General features: G+C 43.9%; 20 protein-coding genes. 8 read left to right on the forward strand and 12 right to left on the reverse strand.

Going from position 1 to position 19361, the window contains the following annotated elements; all coding sequences use genetic code 11:
• The first annotated feature begins 89 nt into the window (after positions 1 to 89).
• The 6 genes from lepA (at position 90) to IE165_RS00930 (ending at position 4948) form a co-directional block, all read left to right on the forward strand.
• On the forward strand, positions 90 to 1880 hold the full coding sequence (gene lepA / locus IE165_RS00905) for a translation elongation factor 4 (RefSeq protein WP_189624711.1): 1791 nt from the start codon (positions 90 to 92) through the stop codon (positions 1878 to 1880).
• A gap of 40 nt (positions 1881 to 1920) precedes the next feature.
• Entirely contained in the window at positions 1921 to 2805 is an 885-nt protein-coding gene (locus IE165_RS00910) for a bifunctional 5,10-methylenetetrahydrofolate dehydrogenase/5,10-methenyltetrahydrofolate cyclohydrolase (protein WP_189624712.1), read from the forward strand.
• Positions 2806 to 2877: 72 nt separating this feature from the next.
• Positions 2878 to 3384 (forward strand): hypothetical protein, encoded by a 507-nt coding sequence (locus tag IE165_RS00915; RefSeq protein WP_189624713.1) that lies wholly within the window; start codon positions 2878 to 2880, stop codon positions 3382 to 3384.
• Positions 3385 to 3475: 91 nt separating this feature from the next.
• Positions 3476 to 3931: a hypothetical protein gene (locus IE165_RS00920; protein ID WP_189624714.1), complete on the forward strand. Its 456-nt coding sequence runs from the start codon at positions 3476 to 3478 to the stop codon at positions 3929 to 3931.
• An 86-nt stretch (positions 3932 to 4017) separates the two neighbouring features.
• Positions 4018 to 4524 (forward strand): BON domain-containing protein, encoded by a 507-nt coding sequence (locus tag IE165_RS00925; RefSeq protein WP_189624715.1) that lies wholly within the window; start codon positions 4018 to 4020, stop codon positions 4522 to 4524.
• Position 4525: 1 nt separating this feature from the next.
• The gene (locus tag IE165_RS00930) at positions 4526 to 4948 is read left to right on the forward strand and encodes an SH3 domain-containing protein (protein WP_189624716.1); all 423 of its coding nucleotides are present in this window, start codon (positions 4526 to 4528) and stop codon (positions 4946 to 4948) included.
• Between the two features lie 53 nt (positions 4949 to 5001).
• Here the strand turns inward: IE165_RS00930 and IE165_RS00935 are convergent, their stop codons facing one another.
• The gene (locus tag IE165_RS00935) at positions 5002 to 5835 is read right to left on the reverse strand and encodes an MBL fold metallo-hydrolase (RefSeq protein ID WP_189624717.1); all 834 of its coding nucleotides are present in this window, start codon (positions 5833 to 5835) and stop codon (positions 5002 to 5004) included.
• Between the two features lie 250 nt (positions 5836 to 6085).
• On the opposite strand from IE165_RS00935, the gene IE165_RS00940 reads away from it, so the two are divergent.
• Entirely contained in the window at positions 6086 to 6796 is a 711-nt protein-coding gene (locus tag IE165_RS00940) for a class I SAM-dependent methyltransferase (RefSeq protein WP_189624718.1), read from the forward strand.
• A 99-nt stretch (positions 6797 to 6895) separates the two neighbouring features.
• Here the strand turns inward: IE165_RS00940 and IE165_RS00945 are convergent, their stop codons facing one another.
• From IE165_RS00945 to IE165_RS00980, 8 genes are all read right to left on the reverse strand, one after another.
• Positions 6896 to 10066 (reverse strand): efflux RND transporter permease subunit, encoded by a 3171-nt coding sequence (locus tag IE165_RS00945; RefSeq protein ID WP_189624719.1) that lies wholly within the window; start codon positions 10064 to 10066, stop codon positions 6896 to 6898.
• A 28-nt stretch (positions 10067 to 10094) separates the two neighbouring features.
• Positions 10095 to 11240: an efflux RND transporter periplasmic adaptor subunit gene (locus IE165_RS00950; RefSeq protein ID WP_189624720.1), complete on the reverse strand. Its 1146-nt coding sequence runs from the start codon at positions 11238 to 11240 to the stop codon at positions 10095 to 10097.
• 33 nt (positions 11241 to 11273) lie between these two features.
• The gene (locus IE165_RS00955; protein ID WP_229826240.1) at positions 11274 to 12608 is read right to left on the reverse strand and encodes a TolC family protein; all 1335 of its coding nucleotides are present in this window, start codon (positions 12606 to 12608) and stop codon (positions 11274 to 11276) included.
• Between the two features lies 1 nt (position 12609).
• Positions 12610 to 13188 carry a TetR/AcrR family transcriptional regulator gene (locus IE165_RS00960; protein WP_189624722.1) on the reverse strand — a complete coding sequence of 193 codons (579 nt, stop codon included), beginning with the start codon at positions 13186 to 13188 and terminating at the stop codon, positions 12610 to 12612.
• A 227-nt stretch (positions 13189 to 13415) separates the two neighbouring features.
• Entirely contained in the window at positions 13416 to 13847 is a 432-nt protein-coding gene (locus IE165_RS00965) for a c-type cytochrome (RefSeq protein ID WP_229826241.1), read from the reverse strand.
• Entirely contained in the window at positions 13848 to 14489 is a 642-nt protein-coding gene (locus IE165_RS00970; protein WP_189624723.1) for an SCO family protein, read from the reverse strand.
• A 4-nt stretch (positions 14490 to 14493) separates the two neighbouring features.
• Complete coding sequence (locus tag IE165_RS00975; protein ID WP_189624724.1) at positions 14494 to 14928, reverse strand: transposase; 435 nt, start codon at positions 14926 to 14928, stop codon at positions 14494 to 14496.
• Between the two features lie 9 nt (positions 14929 to 14937).
• Positions 14938 to 15441, reverse strand: a complete 504-nt coding sequence (locus IE165_RS00980) for a PaaI family thioesterase (RefSeq protein ID WP_189624725.1) — start codon at positions 15439 to 15441, stop codon at positions 14938 to 14940.
• A gap of 104 nt (positions 15442 to 15545) precedes the next feature.
• Here IE165_RS00980 and IE165_RS00985 point away from each other — a divergent pair, with 104 nt between their 5' ends.
• On the forward strand, positions 15546 to 16769 hold the full coding sequence (locus IE165_RS00985) for an MFS transporter (protein WP_189624726.1): 1224 nt from the start codon (positions 15546 to 15548) through the stop codon (positions 16767 to 16769).
• 226 nt (positions 16770 to 16995) lie between these two features.
• On the opposite strand, the gene IE165_RS00990 is transcribed toward IE165_RS00985, so the two are convergent.
• From IE165_RS00990 to IE165_RS01000, 3 genes are read right to left on the reverse strand one after another with little or no spacing between them, the layout of a single operon-like run.
• Positions 16996 to 17640, reverse strand: coding sequence for a uridine kinase family protein (locus IE165_RS00990; protein WP_189624727.1), 645 nt, complete (start codon positions 17638 to 17640; stop codon positions 16996 to 16998).
• Between the two features lie 20 nt (positions 17641 to 17660).
• Positions 17661 to 18590, reverse strand: coding sequence for a DPBB and LysM peptidoglycan-binding domain-containing protein (locus IE165_RS00995; RefSeq protein WP_189624728.1), 930 nt, complete (start codon positions 18588 to 18590; stop codon positions 17661 to 17663).
• Positions 18591 to 18600: 10 nt separating this feature from the next.
• Positions 18601 to 19350 (reverse strand): hypothetical protein, encoded by a 750-nt coding sequence (locus tag IE165_RS01000; protein ID WP_189624729.1) that lies wholly within the window; start codon positions 19348 to 19350, stop codon positions 18601 to 18603.
• Between the last annotated feature and the right edge of the window lie 11 nt (positions 19351 to 19361).

The following is a 19361-nucleotide window of genomic DNA, read 5'->3' on the forward strand; positions in this document are numbered from 1 at the left end:
AGCACGGTTTTTATTTGCCAAATTTAAACCGCATTATCTCCCTTAAAAAAATTATATTTGCCATTTAGAATTATTGGATAAAAACCTGTATGAAGCATATACGTAATTTTTGTATTATCGCACATATCGATCATGGTAAAAGTACTTTGGCGGATCGCTTGTTGGAATTTACAAACACCATTTCGCAACGCGAAGCCCAAGCCCAATTATTAGATAATATGGACTTGGAACGCGAGCGTGGTATCACGATTAAATCGCATGCGATCCAAATGGAATATACCCAAGATGGTCAGCAATATATACTTAACTTAATTGATACCCCTGGGCACGTGGATTTTTCCTACGAGGTTTCGCGGTCTATTGCTGCATGTGAGGGGGCGCTGTTGATCGTTGATGCTTCGCAAGGGATTCAAGCGCAAACCATATCAAATTTGTATTTAGCGTTGGAACATGACCTAGAGATTATCCCGATCTTGAACAAGATGGATCTCCCGGGAGCGATGCCAGAGGAAGTGAAGGACCAAATTATTGATTTGATTGGTGGAAAGCGTGAGGAAATTATCCCCGCCTCCGGTAAAACAGGTATGGGTATTGCCGAGATACTTCGGGCTATTGTAGAGCGTGTTCCTGCTCCAGTGGGCGATCCACAAGCACCTTTGCAAGCGTTGATCTTCGACTCTGTTTTTAATTCTTTTCGGGGCATTATGGCCTACTTTAAAGTGGAGAACGGTGAAATAAGAAAAGGAGATAAAGTAAAGTTTGTCGCAACGGGAAAGGAGTACTTTGCGGACGAAATCGGTACGCTAAAATTAAATCAAGTTGCTAAGGATGTCGTCCGGACAGGAGACGTCGGTTACATTATTTCTGGTATTAAGGAAGCTAGAGAGGTGAAGGTCGGCGATACCATAACGCATCGTGAGCGTCCCTGTGCTGCTGCGATACAAGGCTTTGAGGAAGTAAAGCCGATGGTATTTGCAGGTATTTATCCGGTGGATACCGAAGATTATGAGGAATTGCGTGAATCTATGCATCGGCTACAGCTGAATGATGCCTCTTTGGTATTCGAACCGGAGTCATCAGCAGCTTTGGGTTTCGGTTTTCGCTGTGGTTTTCTGGGTATGCTCCACATGGAAATTATTCAGGAGCGTTTGGAGCGTGAGTTTGACATGACTGTCATCACTACAGTGCCCAACGTGTCTTACAAGGCCTTCATGACAAAAGAACAGGAAGAGATCAGCGTGCATAATCCATCTGATCTTCCGGATCCAAGTAAGTTGGATTTTATCGAGGAGCCTTATATCAAAGCCAATATTATCACCAAGTCTGATTTTGTAGGCCCCGTGATGTCTCTTTGTATTCAAAAACGGGGTACCATCATCAACCAGTCCTATCTGACCTCAGATCGTGTGGAACTGGTTTTTGAAATGCCCATGGGCGAGATTGTTTTCGATTTCTATGATAAATTAAAAACCATATCCAAGGGTTATGCATCGTTCGACTATCATCAAATTGGCTATCGTAAATCGGATCTGGTGAAACTGGATATTCGGTTAAATGACGAACCTGTTGATGCATTATCGTCCTTAATACACCGCAGTAACGCATATGACTTTGGGAAGAAAATATGTGAGAAGCTGAAGGAGCTGCTGCCACGTCAGCAATTTGAAATACGAATCCAGGCCTCCATTGGCGCGAAGATTATCGCACGGGAAACCATCTCTGCACTTCGTAAAGATGTGACAGCGAAATGTTACGGAGGCGATATTTCCCGTAAGCGTAAACTATTGGAAAAGCAGAAGAAAGGGAAGAAACGCATGCGCCAGGTCGGAAACGTGGAGATTCCGCAGTCGGCCTTCATGGCTGTGTTAAAGTTGGATTAAAGGTTTATAGTGGACAATTAAGCTATCAGGACTATATTTTATGAATTTATTGGACGGCAAGCTGGTATCAGCAAAGATAAAAGAAGACATCAAAAGGGATGCAGCCGCGTTTACAGCGCAGACAGGTCGCAAGCCCCATTTAGTTGCTATTTTGGTAGGTAACGACGGCGGTAGCGAAACGTATGTAGCTAGTAAGATGCGAAACTGTGAGCTAGTAGGTTTTGAGTCGACAAATATTCGGTATGATGTGGACATAACGCAAGAGCAGCTCATCAAGAAGATCGAAGAAATCAACCATGATCCCACGATTGATGGATTAATCGTACAGCTCCCGTTGCCTAAGCATATTGATCCGGATAGCATCACGGAGGCTATTGACTACCGCAAGGATGTGGATGGTTTTCATCCGGTCAACCTTGGACGTATGCAGCGGAACCTTCCTTGCTTTATTCCAGCCACTCCATATGGTATCCTGCTTATGTTGGATCACTACAGAATTGAAACGGCCGGAAAGAAAGCGGTGGTAGTAGGACGGAGCAATATTGTGGGATCGCCTATGAGTATCTTATTAGCGCGCAACAGTAATCCAGGAAACTGCACCGTAACGATCACGCATAGCCGCACCGAACACATTAAAGAAGAGATCCTCGCGGCGGATATTGTCGTGGCAGCGATCGGCCGCAAAAATTTTATCACCGCTGAAATGGTTAAAGAAGGCGCCGTTGTCATTGATGTCGGGATTAACCGCGAAAACTCCACGGAAACAAAATCTGGTTTTAAACTTTATGGCGACGTAGATTTTGAAGAGGTTTCCAAAAAAGCGTCTTGGATAACGCCCGTTCCCGGTGGCGTGGGTTTGATGACCATCGTTGGCTTACTAAAGAATACATTGGAAGCTGCTAGAGGAACAATTTATTCCAAATAGCGAAAACACTTTGGTATAAAAATTGTTTCCAAAGTTAGTTGACCAACAATAATGTAAACAAAAGTAGGAAACATGAAAAAATTAGCTTTGTTAGCCGTTGTTGCAGGAGCATTGAGCTTTGCATCTTGCAACAATAACCCATCAAAAGACCGGAATGCAGATGGCGAGGTTTCTGCAGGAGAGCAATTAGATCACACCTTAGAAGAGGTTGATGCGCATGCAGACCATGCTCATGCAGAAATGGATAAAGAAATCGCTGAGGCAAAAGCTCGTGTTGCGCAAGCCGAGGCGGACTTGGAAGCGGCGGTAAAAAAAGGAGATAAGGAAGCGGAAAGAGCTGCAAAAGAATCGCTTGATGACGCAAATACAGCTTGGGATAAAGTCAAAGCGGCGGCAAGAAAAGCGGGACACGCCGTGGAAGAAGGAACAGAGAAGGCGGTTGACGCAACGGGACGTGCGGCAAGAGCTACGGGAAATGCGATCGATAGAGCGATTGACAAGACAGCAGACAAAGCCAATCAAGTAGCGGAAGATGCGGAGCGTAAAGCCGAAAATGTAAAAGAATCGCTTAAAAATTAGTAGAGCGATTTTGAAAAAGGACGCCAAAACATATGTTTGGCGTTTTTTTGTTACTAATTTTTAAAAAAAAAGACAATTTGTAGGGACGATTATGCTTGAAGCATCGACAAAGGTGGCGTTATTGGCACTTTGCCAAGAGAAAAACGATATGCGGTTGCAGGAAATTACTCAGGCTATCGCTCAGGCCCAAGAGGCGATTGAGAGTGACACAAAGAGTAGTGCAGGGGATAAATACGAAACATCTCGTGAGATGATGCAACAGGATCTAAATCGGTATCATCAACAGCTCTTGCAAGCCAAAAAAGATGCGTTGATTCTGCAGCGAATAGAGCTACAGCCTAAACCTCGGGTGGCGCTTGGATCGCTGGTCATCACCAACTCGGCAACCTATTTTATCGCTTCCAGCTTGGGTAAGCAAAAAGTAGGGGATACCGAATATATGGTTATATCCGCTTTTTCACCTATTGGTACCTTGTTGATCGATCATGCTCCGGGAGACACCGTCAATTTCAATGGTCGGGAACAACAGATCGTAGCTATCTTCTAGCCCTTATTGTTGCCACACCCGTAAACAAAAATCTTTTCCTGTTGTTCTTTCAATACGGGTTGATTTTTGATATAAAGCAAACAATTATGGCAAATCAAATAAAGAGTCTAGTGCGAAATTTAGTATTTTTTTTCGGGTTATTAGTTGCTTTTGAAAGCTGTAAGCCACATGTCGCCGACGCAGATGTAAAGGCCAAGGTTGAAAGCGTGGTGGCTGCACACCCTAACGTTGTTGTTAGTGTAAAAAGAGGGAAGGTGACACTTTCAGGTATTGTAGAAACAGAAGAAGATCGCCGGAATTTGGCTGTGGCTGCAAAAGATGCTGATCCACAAAATGTTAAAGAAGTAGTCGACGACCTCACCGTCGCTACCCTGCCTGTAGATAGCGTACATACAGATGCCCAACTGAAAGAGGAAGTGCAAGCGCTGACGAAGAAATTTCCAGAAGTGAAAGCGCATGTTTCAGCTGGCGTGATACGTGTATCAGGCGCTGTTGAACCCAATGATGTGGAAAAAGTTAAGTTCGGTTTCGAGCAAATGAATGCAAAAGAGCTGGATATGTCCTCCTTAAAAATAAAAGAGAAAAAACCTTAATATGGCTTTAGTCGACAAATATAAGCTGCTGCTGGATACGGCGAAATCTGCTCATATCGAAGATTTACATTATCAGGAAACTGATGGAGTATTGCACATCAACGGTACGGCTCCCGATGCAGATGTAAAAAATAAACTTTGGAACGTCTATAACCAGATAGATCCGAACTACATTTCAAATGAGGTGGCGATAAATGTGGATCTGGCCGTCTCGACCCATGGGATATTAGCGCGGATAATTACGCAGGATGAAACGCTGAACATCCGAAAAGGGCCAAGTATTGAACAGCCCATCTTGGTTGCCGTGAATAAGAATGACAACCTATTCCTCATTAGTCTTGCAAATGATCAATGGTGGCTTGTTCGTACCGAACAGGGGCAGGAAGGATATTGTTACGCGCAGTACGTCGAGCCGATCGCCTGAAAGGACGGTCGATGTAAGCTCAGCCGGTACAAGCAGCCCAGATAACAGGGTGATTAAATGTCATCCAAGGAGAAGCTGTCCAACAAACGTATGCCTCTATCTGTACGCTGCAGTCTGCAGCAGGCGTGTACCGGATCATGCTCCAAAAATAATATATAGTCGTTATCTACAATTTCTTCCCAATAGGACTTGCGTTCTTCCATGGTGGTTAATGGGCGCACATCATAGCTCATCACGTACGGAAGTGGGATATGGCCCACCGACGGCAACAGGTCAGCCATATATAAAATTGTTTTGCCTTTGTATGTTATCTGTGGAAGCATCATGGCTTCCGTATGGCCATACGCATACCGCATCGTTATGTCTGGCGCATAAATTTCGGTTTCTGTAAAAAACCGTAACTGCCCGCTCTCTTGAATCGGCACCATGTTTTCCTTTAAAAAGGATGCTTTTTCCCGCGGATTAGGATTCATGGCCCAATTCCAGTGTTTTTCGTTACTCCAAAATTGCGCGTTCTTAAATGCAGGACGTAACTGATCTCCTTCGCGAACCACTGCTCCTCCGCAATGGTCAAAGTGCAAGTGCGTAAGAATGACGTCCGTAATGTCGTCGCGATGAAATCCATGTTGTGCTAAAGATTGATCTAATGTGGCATCTCCGTGGCGGAAATAATAGCTGAAGAATTTATCATCCTGTTTATCCCCTAGTGCGGTGTCGATCAAGGTTAATCGCTTTCCGTCTTCAATCAATAGTAACCTCGTGGCCCATGTACACAGGTTGCGCTCGTCCGCCGGATTGGTCTTTTGCCAAATTGACTTAGGGACGACGCCAAACATAGCACCGCCATCCAACTTAAAAAAACCTGTATCAATTGTGTATAGTTTCATAAGTGATCGTTTATCTTTGAAAAATATACAGCTTGCAATATTTCCTTAGCAAGCCGGTCGGCAAACACTTGTGTTCCTCTTGGACTATGCGAGCATCTAACGTAGTCCAATGAACGAGAGAAACGATAGCACCGACAATAGTCTGTGCAACGGACTGAACCGCAGACAAAGGCACTTGCATTTCTCGTGCTACCTTTCAATAAATATAGTATTTTTAATGTATCGTAAACAGTTTTAGAACAATAATTAAATGATAAAATCGACGCTCGAAGAAATCGAATCCCGTTTTGATCAGGATGTGGAACGATTCTCGAATTTGGAAACGGGACAGCAGACCACCTTAGATGCTCTTTTCAATATGGAGCTTATTACTTCTGGAATAGCTGCGCGATACCCTATGCCAAAATCTGTATTGGATATTGGTTGTGGTGCTGGCAATTATCCGGTAAAATTGCTGGAAAAATTGAACGACGTAGATGTCACCTTGGTGGATCTTAGCCAACCCATGCTTGATCGGGCTCGCGAACGTGTCGAGGCTGCAACCTGTGGAAAAGTTTGTACGATAAAGGGCGATTTCCGTACGGTAGCGCTGGAAGACGAAGCATATGATGCCATTGTTGCAACAGCAGTATTGCATCATCTTCGGGATGACCAAGACTGGGAAAGCAGCTTCCGCAAACTATATGGATTGTTGACAAAAGGGGGGAGTTTATGGATATTTGATTTAGTTCGCCAACAAGACCAAAAATTGCAGGAACTTATCTATAATAGATACTATGGGGATTACTTAAAAGGACTGAAAGACGAAGCTTATCGAGATCATGTCTTCGCTTATATTGAAAAAGAAGATACGCCAAAAGACCTGATGTACCAGTTGGATTTGCTTAAACGGGTAGGATTTAAGCAGGTGGATATCTTACACAAGAATCTTTGTTTTGCATCTTTCATGGCGATCAAGTAAGCATTGACGCGATCTTGGGCTCTTCTTGGCTTCGGTAAATAAGTAAAGGGCGTCCAGTTTGACAGGACGCCCTTTATGGTTCTTTCAGCCAACCTCAAATTAATGGGCACTTAAGTTTTTCGCTTTTTCTTCGTCAAAAGATGCTTCCAATTCGGCTAGCTTTTTCTTCCCATATGCCATCTTCGTGATGACATAAAATAGGACGGGTACGATAAATATAGCTAATAGCGTCGCCGCCATCATCCCCCCAAATACGGTCCAACCGATAGTTTGACGGGAGAATGCTCCTGCACCGGTGGATAGCATCAAAGGAATGATGCCAAGGATGAAGGCGAAAGAAGTCATGATAATTGGGCGAAGGCGGAGCTTCACTGCATCCAGTATTGCATCCATCAAAGGCATACCAATATCCACACGTTCTTTCGCAAATTCAACGATCAGAATCGCATTTTTCGCGGCTAGACCGATAATCGTAACGAGACCGATCTGCGCGTATATGTTGTTATCCAATGAAGGGATAAAGGTCAACGTCAGGATCGCGCCGAAAATACCGATAGGGACCGAAAGAAGAATGGAAAATGGCACAGACCAACTTTCGTACAACGAGGCCAAAAGTAAGAATACGAAGATAATACACAACGCAAAAATCATCACAGTCGTGTTTCCTGATTGGCTTTCCTGTAAGGAGAGGCCTGAGAAATCATAACTGTAACCGTTAGGTAGCGTTTCAGCCGCGACTTCTTCCAAGGCGCGAAGGGCATCCCCAGAACTGAAACCGGGAGCGGCCGAACCGCTCACCTCAATGCTGCGGAAAATATTATAGTGATTGATGATGGACGGATTCTGAACCATTTGCCAAGTTACCAAACTACTTAACGGAACCGAGGATCCCTCCATATTATTTACATATAGCTTGTTGATGTCTTCGATGTTCATGCGGTAGCTGTTGTCCGCCTGCGTCACTACCCGAAAATTACGTCCGTAACGCGTAAAATCATTAATATACGCCGAACCAAGATAGGCTGATATCGTACTATATATAGACGATATGGGTACTAACATCTTTTTCGCTTGCTCGCGGTTTACTGAAATTTTAAAGTTGGGCGAGTTCGAATTGAACAGGGTATATGCCATGCCAATTTCAGGACGTTGGTTTGCCGCACCCAAGAATTTGCCAACAACCGCTTCAAATTGCTTGATATCTACCGTTTGCTGATCTTGGATCATCAACGAGAAACCGCCTGACGTTCCTAGACCGGGAATAGCTGGCGGCGTGACCGCCAATACGCGAGCCTTTCCGTAAGTCGCATATTTCCCCATGATAGCGCCAGTGATCTCGGCAGCAGTACGTTTCCGTTCCGCCCACGGTTTCAATGATACGAAAAGGGTCGCCGCGTTGGATTTGAATGACCTGTTCAAAATATTGATCCCTGCAATCAGCGTCACGTGCTGAATTTCCGGGAAATCTTTACGAAATTGTTCGTTCAGCTCTGTCAATACCGCTGATGTCCTGCTGGCAGAAGAACCCTCCGGAAGATTGACGCCTGCAAAAAAGGATCCATTATCTTCTGTGGGGATAAAGCCAGTAGGTTTTGTCTTGAACATGTAACCCGTACCGATAAAGATACAGAGCAGGATGATCAAAGCCAGTGGTGCACGTCGAATACAGACGCGAACACCACGGGCGTATTTATGCGTCACACGTTCAAACCATAGATTAAATTTATAGAAGAATTTATTCAGTCCCTTCGCATGCTTGTTCACCGATGTAGGTTTTAGCAATAAGGCACACAATGCTGGCGTCAGCGACAGGGCAATAAATGCCGATAGCATAACCGACACGGCAATCGTGATGGCAAATTGTTGATACAGTTTGCCTACCATGCCCGGGATGAAGCCTACAGGTACAAAGACCGCTGCCAAAATCAATGCGATGGCAATCACGGGCGCAGTAATATCCTTCATGGCATGTATGGTAGCCTCGCGGGAGCTCATTTTGTAGTGGTCGATATAATGCTGTACTGCCTCCACGACGACGATTGCGTCATCCACGACAATACCAATGGCTAAGACGAAGGCCAATAGCGTCAAGTTATTGATGGAGAATCCGAATAGGGTAAAGAAAATAAAGGTACCCACTACAGAAACGGGGATTGCCAGCACAGGAATCAATGTAGCACGCCACGATTGCAGGAAAAAGAAGACCACGAGTGTCACCAAGATGAGGGCTTCCACCAACGTATGGATCACTGAGTCGATGGATGCGTGTACCACCGAAACGGTTTCATATCCAACGACATAGTCAACGTCGTTCGGGAAAGATTGCTTCATTTGATCCAATGCTGCATAGATTCCTTCGGCAGTCTCCACCGCATTTCCACCAGGGGTTTGGGCGACCATCATCCCTGTCGAGATCATGCCATCTGTGCGTGTCGTTGTCGCGTAGCTAAATTGACCTAATTCCACCCGGGCAACATCTTTCAACAGGACGATGGATCCGTCGCGGTTTGCTTTGATGATGATTTCCTCAAAATCCTCCACAGATGATAGGTCGGAGTCGGTAATTACCGGGTATTCAAAAACCTGCGAGTTTTGTAGGGGAGGAGCACCTACCGATCCTCCTGGAATACGGAGATTTTGCTCGGAAATGGCAGTGGAAACATCGGCAGGTGTTAGCTTCAGTGCGGTCAATTTGTTTGCATCGAGCCACACGCGCATGGAAAATGGCTGTCCGAAAGCCGTTACATCTCCCACACCTTTGACACGAAGAATAGCGTCTTTCACGTATAAGTTGGCATAATTCGCTAAAAACTTATCGTCCCGAGTACCTTTGGGAGAAACCAAAGATACCAACATTAAAATGTCCGTGTTAGCCTTACGGGTTATCACGCCCAAACGGCGCACAGCCTCCGGCAAGGCGGGTTCGGCGATCCCAACACGGTTCTGGACGTCCAGGGTAGCCACGTCGATGTCTGTCCCCACCTCAAAGGTTACAGTGATGGTCGATTGACCGTTTGATGTACTGTTGGAAGACATGTAGATCATTCCGGGGGTACCGTTAATTTGGCTTTCGATAGGCGTAGTTACTGTTTGCTCTACCGTTTGCGCATCCGCCCCAGTATAATTGGCCGTTACGGTAACCGTGGGCGGCGCTATCGACGGATATTGGCTGATAGGCAATGTCATGATCGAAATTGTACCAATGATCATGATCAAGATCGAGATGACGATTGCCGTGACAGGCCGTTTAATAAATACTTCTGAGATCATTTCTACTCTTTTAGTTTAGAACTTCCAATTACTTTTTTGACGCATTATCTGCTGCCTGCGTGTTTTCCACGACTCGAGCCCCAGATTTTACATTCATCAAGCCGTCGACTATAATCTTTTCACCAGCTTCAACACCCGATTCCACGACAACCTGCTCACCTACCTTCAAACCTAATTTTACCGGACGTATTTCAGCTTGACTGCTATCATTTACAACAAAGACGTTATAGACGCCTAATTGGTCCTGCACCGCTTTGAATGGTATAATATTTTGCTCGCTCTTGGAGGTGCTTTTCACATTGACTGTTAGGTTCATCCCCGCGCGCAATGTGTTTTGCGCGTTGCTAAAGGTTGCGCGAACTTTGATCGTTCCTGTCTGTGGATCAACTGCTCTATCAATGGTGCTTATCCTACCCGGATTTGCGTACGTAGTTCCATCCGGTAAGACAGCACTGATTTCCGTAGCCGATTTTCCAGTTTGGTAGGCCGAAAATTCGGCAATTTCGCGTTCGCTAACCTGAAACTCGACCGTAATCGGATCAACAGTGCTAATGGTGTTTATTTCCGTCATGCCGGCAGATACCAGCGCGCCCATCCGAACTAGTGAAATTCCGACCACGCCACTGAATGGTGCGCGAATGACAGCACGCTGCAAATTCGTTTGTGCTGTCGTTAGTGCCGCCTGTGCCGATTGTACCTGAGCCTTTTGATTGCTGACATCCGTTAAAGCATTATCCAATGTTTGTTTTGCGATGGCATCTTTTTCAGCTAATGTTTCATAGCGCGTTAAATCTTTCTCACCACGTTGAAGCGTCGATTTTGCTATCTCCAAAGCGGCCTTGGCTTGATCAACAGCTGCTTGGTAACGGATCTTATCAATTTCATATAACACTTGACCTTTGGACACAGAAGCGCCATCTGCCACATTTATTTTTGTAACGTAGCCACTTACTTCCGCAAAAATTTTCGTTTCCTGCAGGGGTATGACGCTGCCAGGGTAACTTTTCGTGCCAGCAACGATTTGTTTCTCGACAACAGTTGTCGATACGGGCACGGCCGACTGCCCCTGTTGGGCACCAGGTTGTTGCTTAGAAGACTCATCTTGAGATCCGCAAGATTGCCAAAACAATCCTGAACCTATGATCAAAGCGGAAAATAAAAAGTTCTTATTCATGGTTTCGTGTATTTCTTTATTAGATAGGGTTTGTTATTTAGTAATATCAACTGTTCCCAGCGCTTTTTGAATATCTAACTTGCTAGACAGCACTGCATAAAGCGCATTCAGGTAATTCAATTGACTTGTTTTAAGATCCGCCTCGGCCGTCATCAGCTCTAAATAGGTTTTCACACCAGCGTCATATTGCAGCTTGATCGTATTGTATACATCTTCCGAAAGCTCCATGTTGGCTTTCGAATTACGCCACTCGTTCATATTGGAACGGTAGCCAGCCATCGCCGCAGAGTATTCTGTGCTAATTTGGTTTTCTAAGTTTTGAAGATCCCATTCGATGCGCTCCTCCTGCAACTCTGATTTACGGATCTCTTGCAAACGTTTCGTTCCTGTAAATATGGGTACCGTCAGCGACAGGCCGATGGAGGAACTTGGGAAATTTGTTGCATAAAGATCTTGGAATTGGTTGTTGAAAAAGTTTGCATTATACATGCCATACGCACCTAGCTGAGGCAAGAACTGCCACTTTTCGTATTGCGTATTCAACTGTTGTATACTTTTTAAAGTTTCCGTTTGCCTATACTCCACACGGTTTGCAAAATTCAATATTTCCGTCGTGTCCAATAATATATTGCTTTCAAGCGATTGGTTTTCGAAAGACAGCGTAAGCGTTTCTTTTGTATTCATACCCAGAAGCATCTTCAGGTAGTCGTATTTGTAGTCACGCATTTCGTTGGCTGTTTTTAACTCGGCCTTGGCATTGTTCAGCGATATTAACGCTCGTTTGAAGTCCGTCTTGTCTACCAGTCCTGTTTCATAGCGAATGTTGGCTTCTGTATATTGTCGCTGCAGACGACCAATGTTTTCGTTTATGATGTTAATCGATTCTTCGGACGTCAGAATGTCGTAATACGCTTTGCTCACATCCACCACCGTATTTATGCGTGTGCTCTCGATGTTTTGATCGTTTTGTTGACGGATGAACTTTGCCGCTTTCGAGGCTTGAAAAAGAGCAGGACTTAAGAGTGCTTGATCCGCTCGCACACCGAACGAACTGGTGTTCTTTTGCCCCATTTGAATGACTCGGCCATCAATCACGTTTGTAGGTATCTGTATCGCGTGCGCCAAAGATCCAGTAGCATTGATTTGCGGAAACCATCCAGAAAGAGCAGAGGCTATCTCGCGCTCTCCAATTTCCTTATCGATATCGGCTTGTTTAAGTTCGATCTTGTTTCGTAATGCAAAGTTGATTAACTCATCCAACGTTGCGTTGCCGCGGAGCTTGTCATTGTCCGCAGAATATTGTGCAGAAGCGGTTCCTACCATGCATGCTGCTATCAAAAGAGATAAGGCAACTTTTTTGAATCTCATATTATTGATTTTTGACACCATTCCAAATAATTTCTATTAGATCTTCGCGTCCCTGCTTTTGCGCCTTGCAAAAGCCATAGGTCACCATTTTCACATGTGACGTCGCTGCGCCGATATAGAGGGAAATCAAAGTCGGAAAACTTACATCGCGTATAATTCCGGCTTGGATCCCCTCCTCAAAAAACATACGCATCCGATCCGCGCCATAGTAGCTTGGGTTTTTCGTTTGTTGTATGAGTTCGTAATACGGAGAAGAATAAAACTGCTCTATAAACCAAAAGACTTTTTTATTTGCGAGGTAATAGTCAACTAGCCGATTCCAGATGTAAAAAAATTTCTCTTTGTAAGAGAGGCTGGCTTCTACATTGAAGATATGCTCGTTGGTCTTTACCCGACAGTGAGCAAAAAGCTCCGTGATCAATTCGTCTTTTGACGAAAAATAGTGGTAGATCGTACCAGTCGCCACATTGGCGTGCGAAGCAATTTGACTCATCGGAGTCCCATGAAAGCCATTCTCATTGATGAGGGTTAAGGTGCTTTCAAAAATTGCCTCTTTTTTGTTTAGCAATTGAACGTTCATTCGGTTGCAAATGTAGCCAAAAACAAGCTTGATTTGTGTCAAATAATTGTTATAAACAAGCCTTCGGCGTGTATTTGCCTTTAGATGAACACACTGTTAAATATCTGTTAAATCTTTTGTTTGGTATTGCAATATGTTTAACGACACCTTATCTTCGTGTCATCATAATTTAGGTTTATAATTGGTTAGTAGAGGTTTCCATTCTCCCCGTTTGGAAACCTCATTTTTTATTGACAGTTTACTAAACTACTGCGAACTTCTTGTTGCGTATATTGATCAGTGTCTTTTCCAAATCGAGTTGTTACATAAGTTAATATGTAGGCAATCTCAACATCACTGAGCTGTGGGACGCCCGGCATCTGTTCTTCGTATAATTGCCCATGCACTTTCACCGGTTCATGCAATCCGTTCTTGACGATACACGCGAGTTGATCTCTGTTTTTTCGTAAATAGGCCGTGTCCGTAAGAGGAGGGTACAATTTACCAAGCCCTTCTCCCTTCGCTCCATGACAGCTTTGACAATGTGTTACATATAGCTTCTGTCCATTGACTGCATATTGGGCAGTCTGGATGCTTACATTAGGCTGACAGCCTTTAATAAACACCCCAAAAAGGAGTGCCATGCTTGCACTTGCAATCAACCGTGGGCCTTGTGCCATTTATGATTCGTTTAATAATATCTCTAGATCGATGAAAAGCTGGGCGACTTGTTCGTCGTTGGTGCCATCATAAGCGCCACGTATACGTCTTTGTTGATCGAGCAAAACCAGATAGCCTTGGTGATCGTATCCGCCCGGTACAGACGCATCTTCCTTGGTGTAAACTAAATACTTTTCTGCTATCCCATAAATGTCCTTTTTCGTGCCGGTAACAAATTGCCATTGTTCACTATCCACACCTAATTTTGTGGCGTATGATTTTAATACACTTGGTGAATCATATTTAAAATCAATACTATGGGATAAAAACGAGATACGTTCATCACCTTTGTACTTCTGGTAAACCTTTAATAAGTTGCGTTGCATCGTCGGACATATGCTTGGACAATGTGTAAAAAAGAAGTTGGCAACGTAGATTTGATGTTCAAAATTCTTTTCGCTGATCATCGTGCTATCCTGATTCAGGAAGGCAAATGCTGGAATGTGATGGTAGAGGGTATCGATAACTGTTTCGCCATCCACAACCCGTTGTTTTGTTTCCCGTTCGCCAATGATTGGCAGTTTCCTATCCGTTTTACTGGTACAGGAAAAGAGAGCGCCTCCTATTAATAAGGGCACATACAGATAATGACTACACTTCATAACACTATTTGTTAAAGGGCGCCAAAACTTTGTCGGCTGTCTTTTGCACCGTTTCAAACTCTGCTTTCAGATTATTGATACGGTCCACCTCCATTTTCTGATAGCTGGCGTCTGCACTATCGGGCTCGTATTCTTTCATCCAAACCATCATTTTGTCTGTAGCAGTCTCCAGATCTGATTTCAACTGTGTTAGATCGTGGCGCGCGGCGGCAGTATCTAACGTCTTGTGATGGTTTTGTATTGATGCCATGTCATGCAACAGCGAATCGATCAGTATACTGTGTTTATCAAATGATGAGATTTGCGGCATAATTTCATCATGTACTGCTATAGCTTCTTGTGAAATTACTTTGGGATCATTTTTTTCTTCTTTGATGTTTTGGCAGCCGGCCATAGTCAGCAGACTGCTAGCAGCGATACTTAGAATGATAGTTTTCATAGCTTAATTTTATATTTGCAATTTGTTGTCAGAGGTTGGTAATGGCTCCTTTACGGACAAGTCACGGATATAAATTTCATTGGCCGATCGTGCACAAAGCGTATCATTGGCATCATAAATCAAGACCTCAAATGTCTGAACCAATTTACCCGATTCTGTTATTGCTTGTAATGCCCTGTTTAACTCTTCGTCGCTGATACGCACCGAAAAATACAAGCTCTTCCTTCCAGGTTTAAGATATTCTATGCGCGCTGATTTTAACCAAGTTACCGTTCTTTTTATACCCTTTCGACGAAAAATCTGATCGAATAGCAAGGTGTGTATAGGATCTATAGCTGCGAATATCGTTCCCCCGAATATAGTACCGTTACTGTTCCGGTTCAACAAGCTCTTATGGATTTTCATATCCAACTGTCGAAAGTCCGGATATACTCTCTTCACCCATATTCTTTGAAAAAAGAAAGGTGGATAAAAACGCAGAACCCATTTCAATGCTTTTGGAGAGAGTTGCATAGTACAAATATAAAACTCCAATTACTTTTCCGCGAGTTTATACCTATATAATTCTTGTAATAAATGTAAAAGCGTTGTAAATTCATCTCGCAAAATATAAACTTATGGAAGAATCTGCTACGCCTCGGAAAGTATGGCTACTGGTCTTGGTCGCTTCGTTAGGATATTTCGTGGATATTTATGACCTGATTATCTTCTCTATTGTACGGGTAGACTCTTTCCGCGATATTGGTCTGGCGGATGACCGCATGCGATCCGAAGGCGAGTTTGTACTCAATATGCAGATGGCTGGTTTGTTGGTAGGCGGACTTATATGGGGAATAATGGCAGATAAATATGGTCGTTTGCGCGTGCTGTTCGGTTCTATATTGCTTTACTCGGTTGCAAATTTTTATAACGGATTTGTACAAGATGTGTCTACCTATGCTTGGGTAAGGTTTATCGCCGGGATTGGTTTGGCGGGTGAATTGGGCGCAGGCATCACCCTAGTGAGCGAATCCATGTCTAAGGGAAAACGAGGCTACGGAACGATGATTGTCGCAGGCGTCGGTGTACTGGGCGCGATATTGGCCTACTTTATTTCCGAGTGGTTCAGTTGGCGAACGGCCTATATCGTTGGTGGCGGGATGGGCATTTGCCTCTTGTTCTTACGCGTGGGCATTTTTGAATCTAGCGTGTACAGGGAGCAGGAAAATAAGGATATTCCAAAGGGTGATATAAGATTATTATTTGGTAGCAGAGAGCGGCTCCTTCGGTATATTTATTGTCTGTGCATTGGGCTGCCCATCTGGTTCGTGGTAGGGGTGTTGGTTACACAGGCGCCTGAGATTGGAAAGGCGTTATCAGCTGAAACAACCCTTAGCGCTGGCAAGGGCGTGATGTTCACATATTTAGGGATTTCCTTGGGCGATGTGCTGGCGGGGGTGTTGGCACAATGGTTAAAATCTCGAAAAAAGGTGGTTTTCCTTTGCCAGATTCTGATTATTCTTTTTTCGGTGGCATACCTCTCTAGCGCAGGGATTACTGAACAGCAGTTTCTTTTTCTAGCTTTTTTAATGGGGGTAGGTGTCGGCTATTGGGCAACCTTTGTTACGATAGCAGCAGAGCAGTTTGGTACAAATCTGCGGGCAACGGTGGCCACCACTGCCCCTAATTTTGTACGAGGCGCGCTCATTCCATCAACAATGCTATATGGCTGGTTAGTGCCCCATTTTGGGATCTTGCACGCGGCAATGGGCGTTACTCTACTTTTATCGGCCGTCGCTATCTTCGCGTTGACAAGACTAAAAGAAAGCTTTAATAAAGATCTCAATTATCTTGAACAGTAGGCGAGCATGCCTTTGTGAAACGTCGGGCTAGCGATCAGGACATTTCTTACAGCGCTTACCTCGTTTGTATTTCTTGCAACACTTTTTAAACACGCAACAGCCCGCATCTGGATCGCACCTGAATCCCTTTTTCATATCATCAAAAAAAGGATTGTCTATTCCTTCGTTCCCTAATGGGCTTGTTATCAGTTCTATCACCTTGCAAATATAGTTATTTAGATTTTATTTAAATAATGGTGATGTCTGATTTTTTTTCACGAAGATCCATAGAGATTTTGTTGGCTGCGTCGTCGATGATTTTCGGATCGTCGGTGTTATTGATAATTACCAAGTCACAAATGGGTTTATAGGGGGCTAAGAACTCCTTGTAGGATGGTACGACGTGATTGATCCATTTGTACATCACGTCATCGTGATCATACCCTCTTTCTATCAAATCGCGGCGCAATCTCCTTTCTAAAGCTACGGACTCTTCGGCATCTAAAAATATCCGAAAATCCAGCAATTCGTTTACTTCTTCGTAATGAAAGATAAACAGGCCTTCTACAATGAGAATAGGGGCGGGTTTAATCGCCAACATTTTTGGTTTTATTTCGGGATTGTTGAACGTATACTCTTCCCGATAAACCATTTGACCGTTGAACAATTGTTTTATATCCTGATAGAAAGCCTCTCGGTTGATGGATGTGGGCACATCAAAGTTGTAGAGCCTATTTTCCTCTCTAGTTTTGGTATTAGCCGGTATGTAATAATCATCCTGCGATATCAGCGTCACATCTTCTGGTAAGAAATGATGGAGAAAACTCCTTAAAAAAAAAGTCTTTCCAGACCCACTGCTCCCCGCTATCCCGATTACGTAAGGTTTGTTCATCTATGTGCTGTTAATTGAAGTTACTGCAAAGGTACACCATACGCTATTTCAATCAAAAATCTTCTGTCCAATGCACCAATATAGCTTGCTGCAGACTTCGATAAAATAACAATTGCACCCTGCGTATCGGCATTATCGGTGAATTTACCCACGACTTTGGCGTAGGTTACATTCTTCGTCATTGGATTGGTAATTTTAAGGATAGTGCCGATAGGAGCTGTTTTATGTAACGCCAGGTTGCTCTTCCCATCGGTTTCTAGGTTTTCCATCCAAACACCGATACCTTTTTCCTGTTTTTCACGTATACCGTAACGATTGGCTTCAAATCCAAGATCTGTTGTATGTTGCTCGGCCAAGGTCGGTGTATCAATGATCGGTTCCGGAATGATCACCGGTGCTGGCTCGTGGTAATCCGAGTTCGGAATCTTTAACACTTGACCCTCTTTCACGGCATTGGATGTCAAATTATTCATCTTTTTAATTTCATCCACTGTCGTGTTGAATCGACGTGAGATAGCAAATAACGTTTCGCTTTTCCCGACTTTATAGGCCGTCAACACCTCTTCTTCTACAGTTGTCGTAGGAGTACCTTGCGGTTGTTGCTGCGCAATAGGCTGATTAACCGGTGGCGTAGATGCACGCTGATTCGTTGGTATTTTTACTGTATCTCCAGGTTTTAAAGACTTTTTATTATTGGCCGACATAATGCTATTTACTTGGGCACCATAACGGCGGCCAAGTCCATAGTACGTATCTTTTACTTCCACACGATGAATAATATAAATTTGTCCATTTATAATTTCTGTGCCGATAGAATCCGGAACATGGTGATGGACATGCTGGTTGGATGAAGGAGAGGGTATAGCCTTGGCTAACAATAAAAAAGGCGAACATAGCGCACCTAAAAAAACCGCTTTTATGAAAGCGGGGAAAGCTTTTGTTTCTATCATACGGTTGCAATTATACTAAATACGAAACAATTTCCTGTTTATTATATGACATTAAGAATATTTGATGCCCCAATTGGAAATAAGGTTGTGGGATCATTTTTGGCATATGCTGTAACAAAGTTTGTTCGTGTAGGACTTTAGATTGACAGGAGATACAAAGGTTTAATTGATAGCTATCCCCATCTTTGCGGTGATAGCTTATCAACAATTTGTCACCAACACGGCTAATCCATGGCCTATCAACGTAATCAAGATGCGCGAGATGGGGCGGTAAGGTTTGCGTAAAGGGGGCGGGCATTTTCAGGTCCATATTATAGCGGTCGCGAGCGCTATCGTGATCGATGGCCTTCGTTGCACTTTTTATATCGAGGTACTCTTCAAAGCCATTTTGTATACTGCGAGGTCTCATCTTCACAAAATCAATACAGGTGTCGACCCACATGTAATCGTAGGAAAGGTAACGTGTGTTTCCCTGCAGATCAAGCAACTGTATGCCCGCATTGATTGGAGCGGTGTCGCCCAAACGCTTTAAAATAACGTGTCCATGCTGCAGGGCCTCTAATGTCCACTCTTTTTCGTGGATGAGCTTATTGTTCAGTAAGGTTTCTCCTTCAAAATCAAGTACATAAAGCGTTGGTCTCGTTGTTTCATGATCGCGCGTTTCGATTCCTACCTGCTTGGTTTGGCCATCAACCACTATTTTCCATATCGGAGACGGAAATTTTTTTTCAAATGCTTTATATATCGTATATTTAGTCATTGCAGAAAAAT

It is taken from the genome of Sphingobacterium griseoflavum (assembly GCF_014653155.1).
GTDB classification, from domain to species: domain Bacteria; phylum Bacteroidota; class Bacteroidia; order Sphingobacteriales; family Sphingobacteriaceae; genus Sphingobacterium; species Sphingobacterium griseoflavum.

Bases quoted from the DNA above. Each gene is read 5' to 3' on its own strand.
- lepA (WP_189624711.1), top strand. From the start codon at position 90: ATGAAGCATATACGTAATTTTTGTATTATCGCACATATCGATCATGGT.
- IE165_RS00910 (WP_189624712.1), top strand. From the start codon at position 1,921: ATGAATTTATTGGACGGCAAGCTGGTATCAGCAAAGATAAAAGAAGAC.
- IE165_RS00915 (WP_189624713.1), top strand. From the start codon at position 2,878: ATGAAAAAATTAGCTTTGTTAGCCGTTGTTGCAGGAGCATTGAGCTTT.
- IE165_RS00920 (WP_189624714.1), top strand. From the start codon at position 3,476: ATGCTTGAAGCATCGACAAAGGTGGCGTTATTGGCACTTTGCCAAGAG.
- IE165_RS00925 (WP_189624715.1), top strand. From the start codon at position 4,018: ATGGCAAATCAAATAAAGAGTCTAGTGCGAAATTTAGTATTTTTTTTC.
- IE165_RS00930 (WP_189624716.1), top strand. From the start codon at position 4,526: ATGGCTTTAGTCGACAAATATAAGCTGCTGCTGGATACGGCGAAATCT.
- IE165_RS00935 (WP_189624717.1), bottom strand. From the start codon at position 5,835: ATGAAACTATACACAATTGATACAGGTTTTTTTAAGTTGGATGGCGGT.
- IE165_RS00940 (WP_189624718.1), top strand. From the start codon at position 6,086: ATGATAAAATCGACGCTCGAAGAAATCGAATCCCGTTTTGATCAGGAT.
- IE165_RS00945 (WP_189624719.1), bottom strand. From the start codon at position 10,066: ATGATCTCAGAAGTATTTATTAAACGGCCTGTCACGGCAATCGTCATC.
- IE165_RS00950 (WP_189624720.1), bottom strand. From the start codon at position 11,240: ATGAATAAGAACTTTTTATTTTCCGCTTTGATCATAGGTTCAGGATTG.
- IE165_RS00955 (WP_229826240.1), bottom strand. From the start codon at position 12,608: ATGAGATTCAAAAAAGTTGCCTTATCTCTTTTGATAGCAGCATGCATG.
- IE165_RS00960 (WP_189624722.1), bottom strand. From the start codon at position 13,188: ATGAACGTTCAATTGCTAAACAAAAAAGAGGCAATTTTTGAAAGCACC.
- IE165_RS00965 (WP_229826241.1), bottom strand. From the start codon at position 13,847: ATGGCACAAGGCCCACGGTTGATTGCAAGTGCAAGCATGGCACTCCTT.
- IE165_RS00970 (WP_189624723.1), bottom strand. From the start codon at position 14,489: ATGAAGTGTAGTCATTATCTGTATGTGCCCTTATTAATAGGAGGCGCT.
- IE165_RS00975 (WP_189624724.1), bottom strand. From the start codon at position 14,928: ATGAAAACTATCATTCTAAGTATCGCTGCTAGCAGTCTGCTGACTATG.
- IE165_RS00980 (WP_189624725.1), bottom strand. From the start codon at position 15,441: ATGCAACTCTCTCCAAAAGCATTGAAATGGGTTCTGCGTTTTTATCCA.
- IE165_RS00985 (WP_189624726.1), top strand. From the start codon at position 15,546: ATGGAAGAATCTGCTACGCCTCGGAAAGTATGGCTACTGGTCTTGGTC.
- IE165_RS00990 (WP_189624727.1), bottom strand. From the start codon at position 17,640: ATGAACAAACCTTACGTAATCGGGATAGCGGGGAGCAGTGGGTCTGGA.
- IE165_RS00995 (WP_189624728.1), bottom strand. From the start codon at position 18,590: ATGATAGAAACAAAAGCTTTCCCCGCTTTCATAAAAGCGGTTTTTTTA.
- IE165_RS01000 (WP_189624729.1), bottom strand. From the start codon at position 19,350: ATGACTAAATATACGATATATAAAGCATTTGAAAAAAAATTTCCGTCT.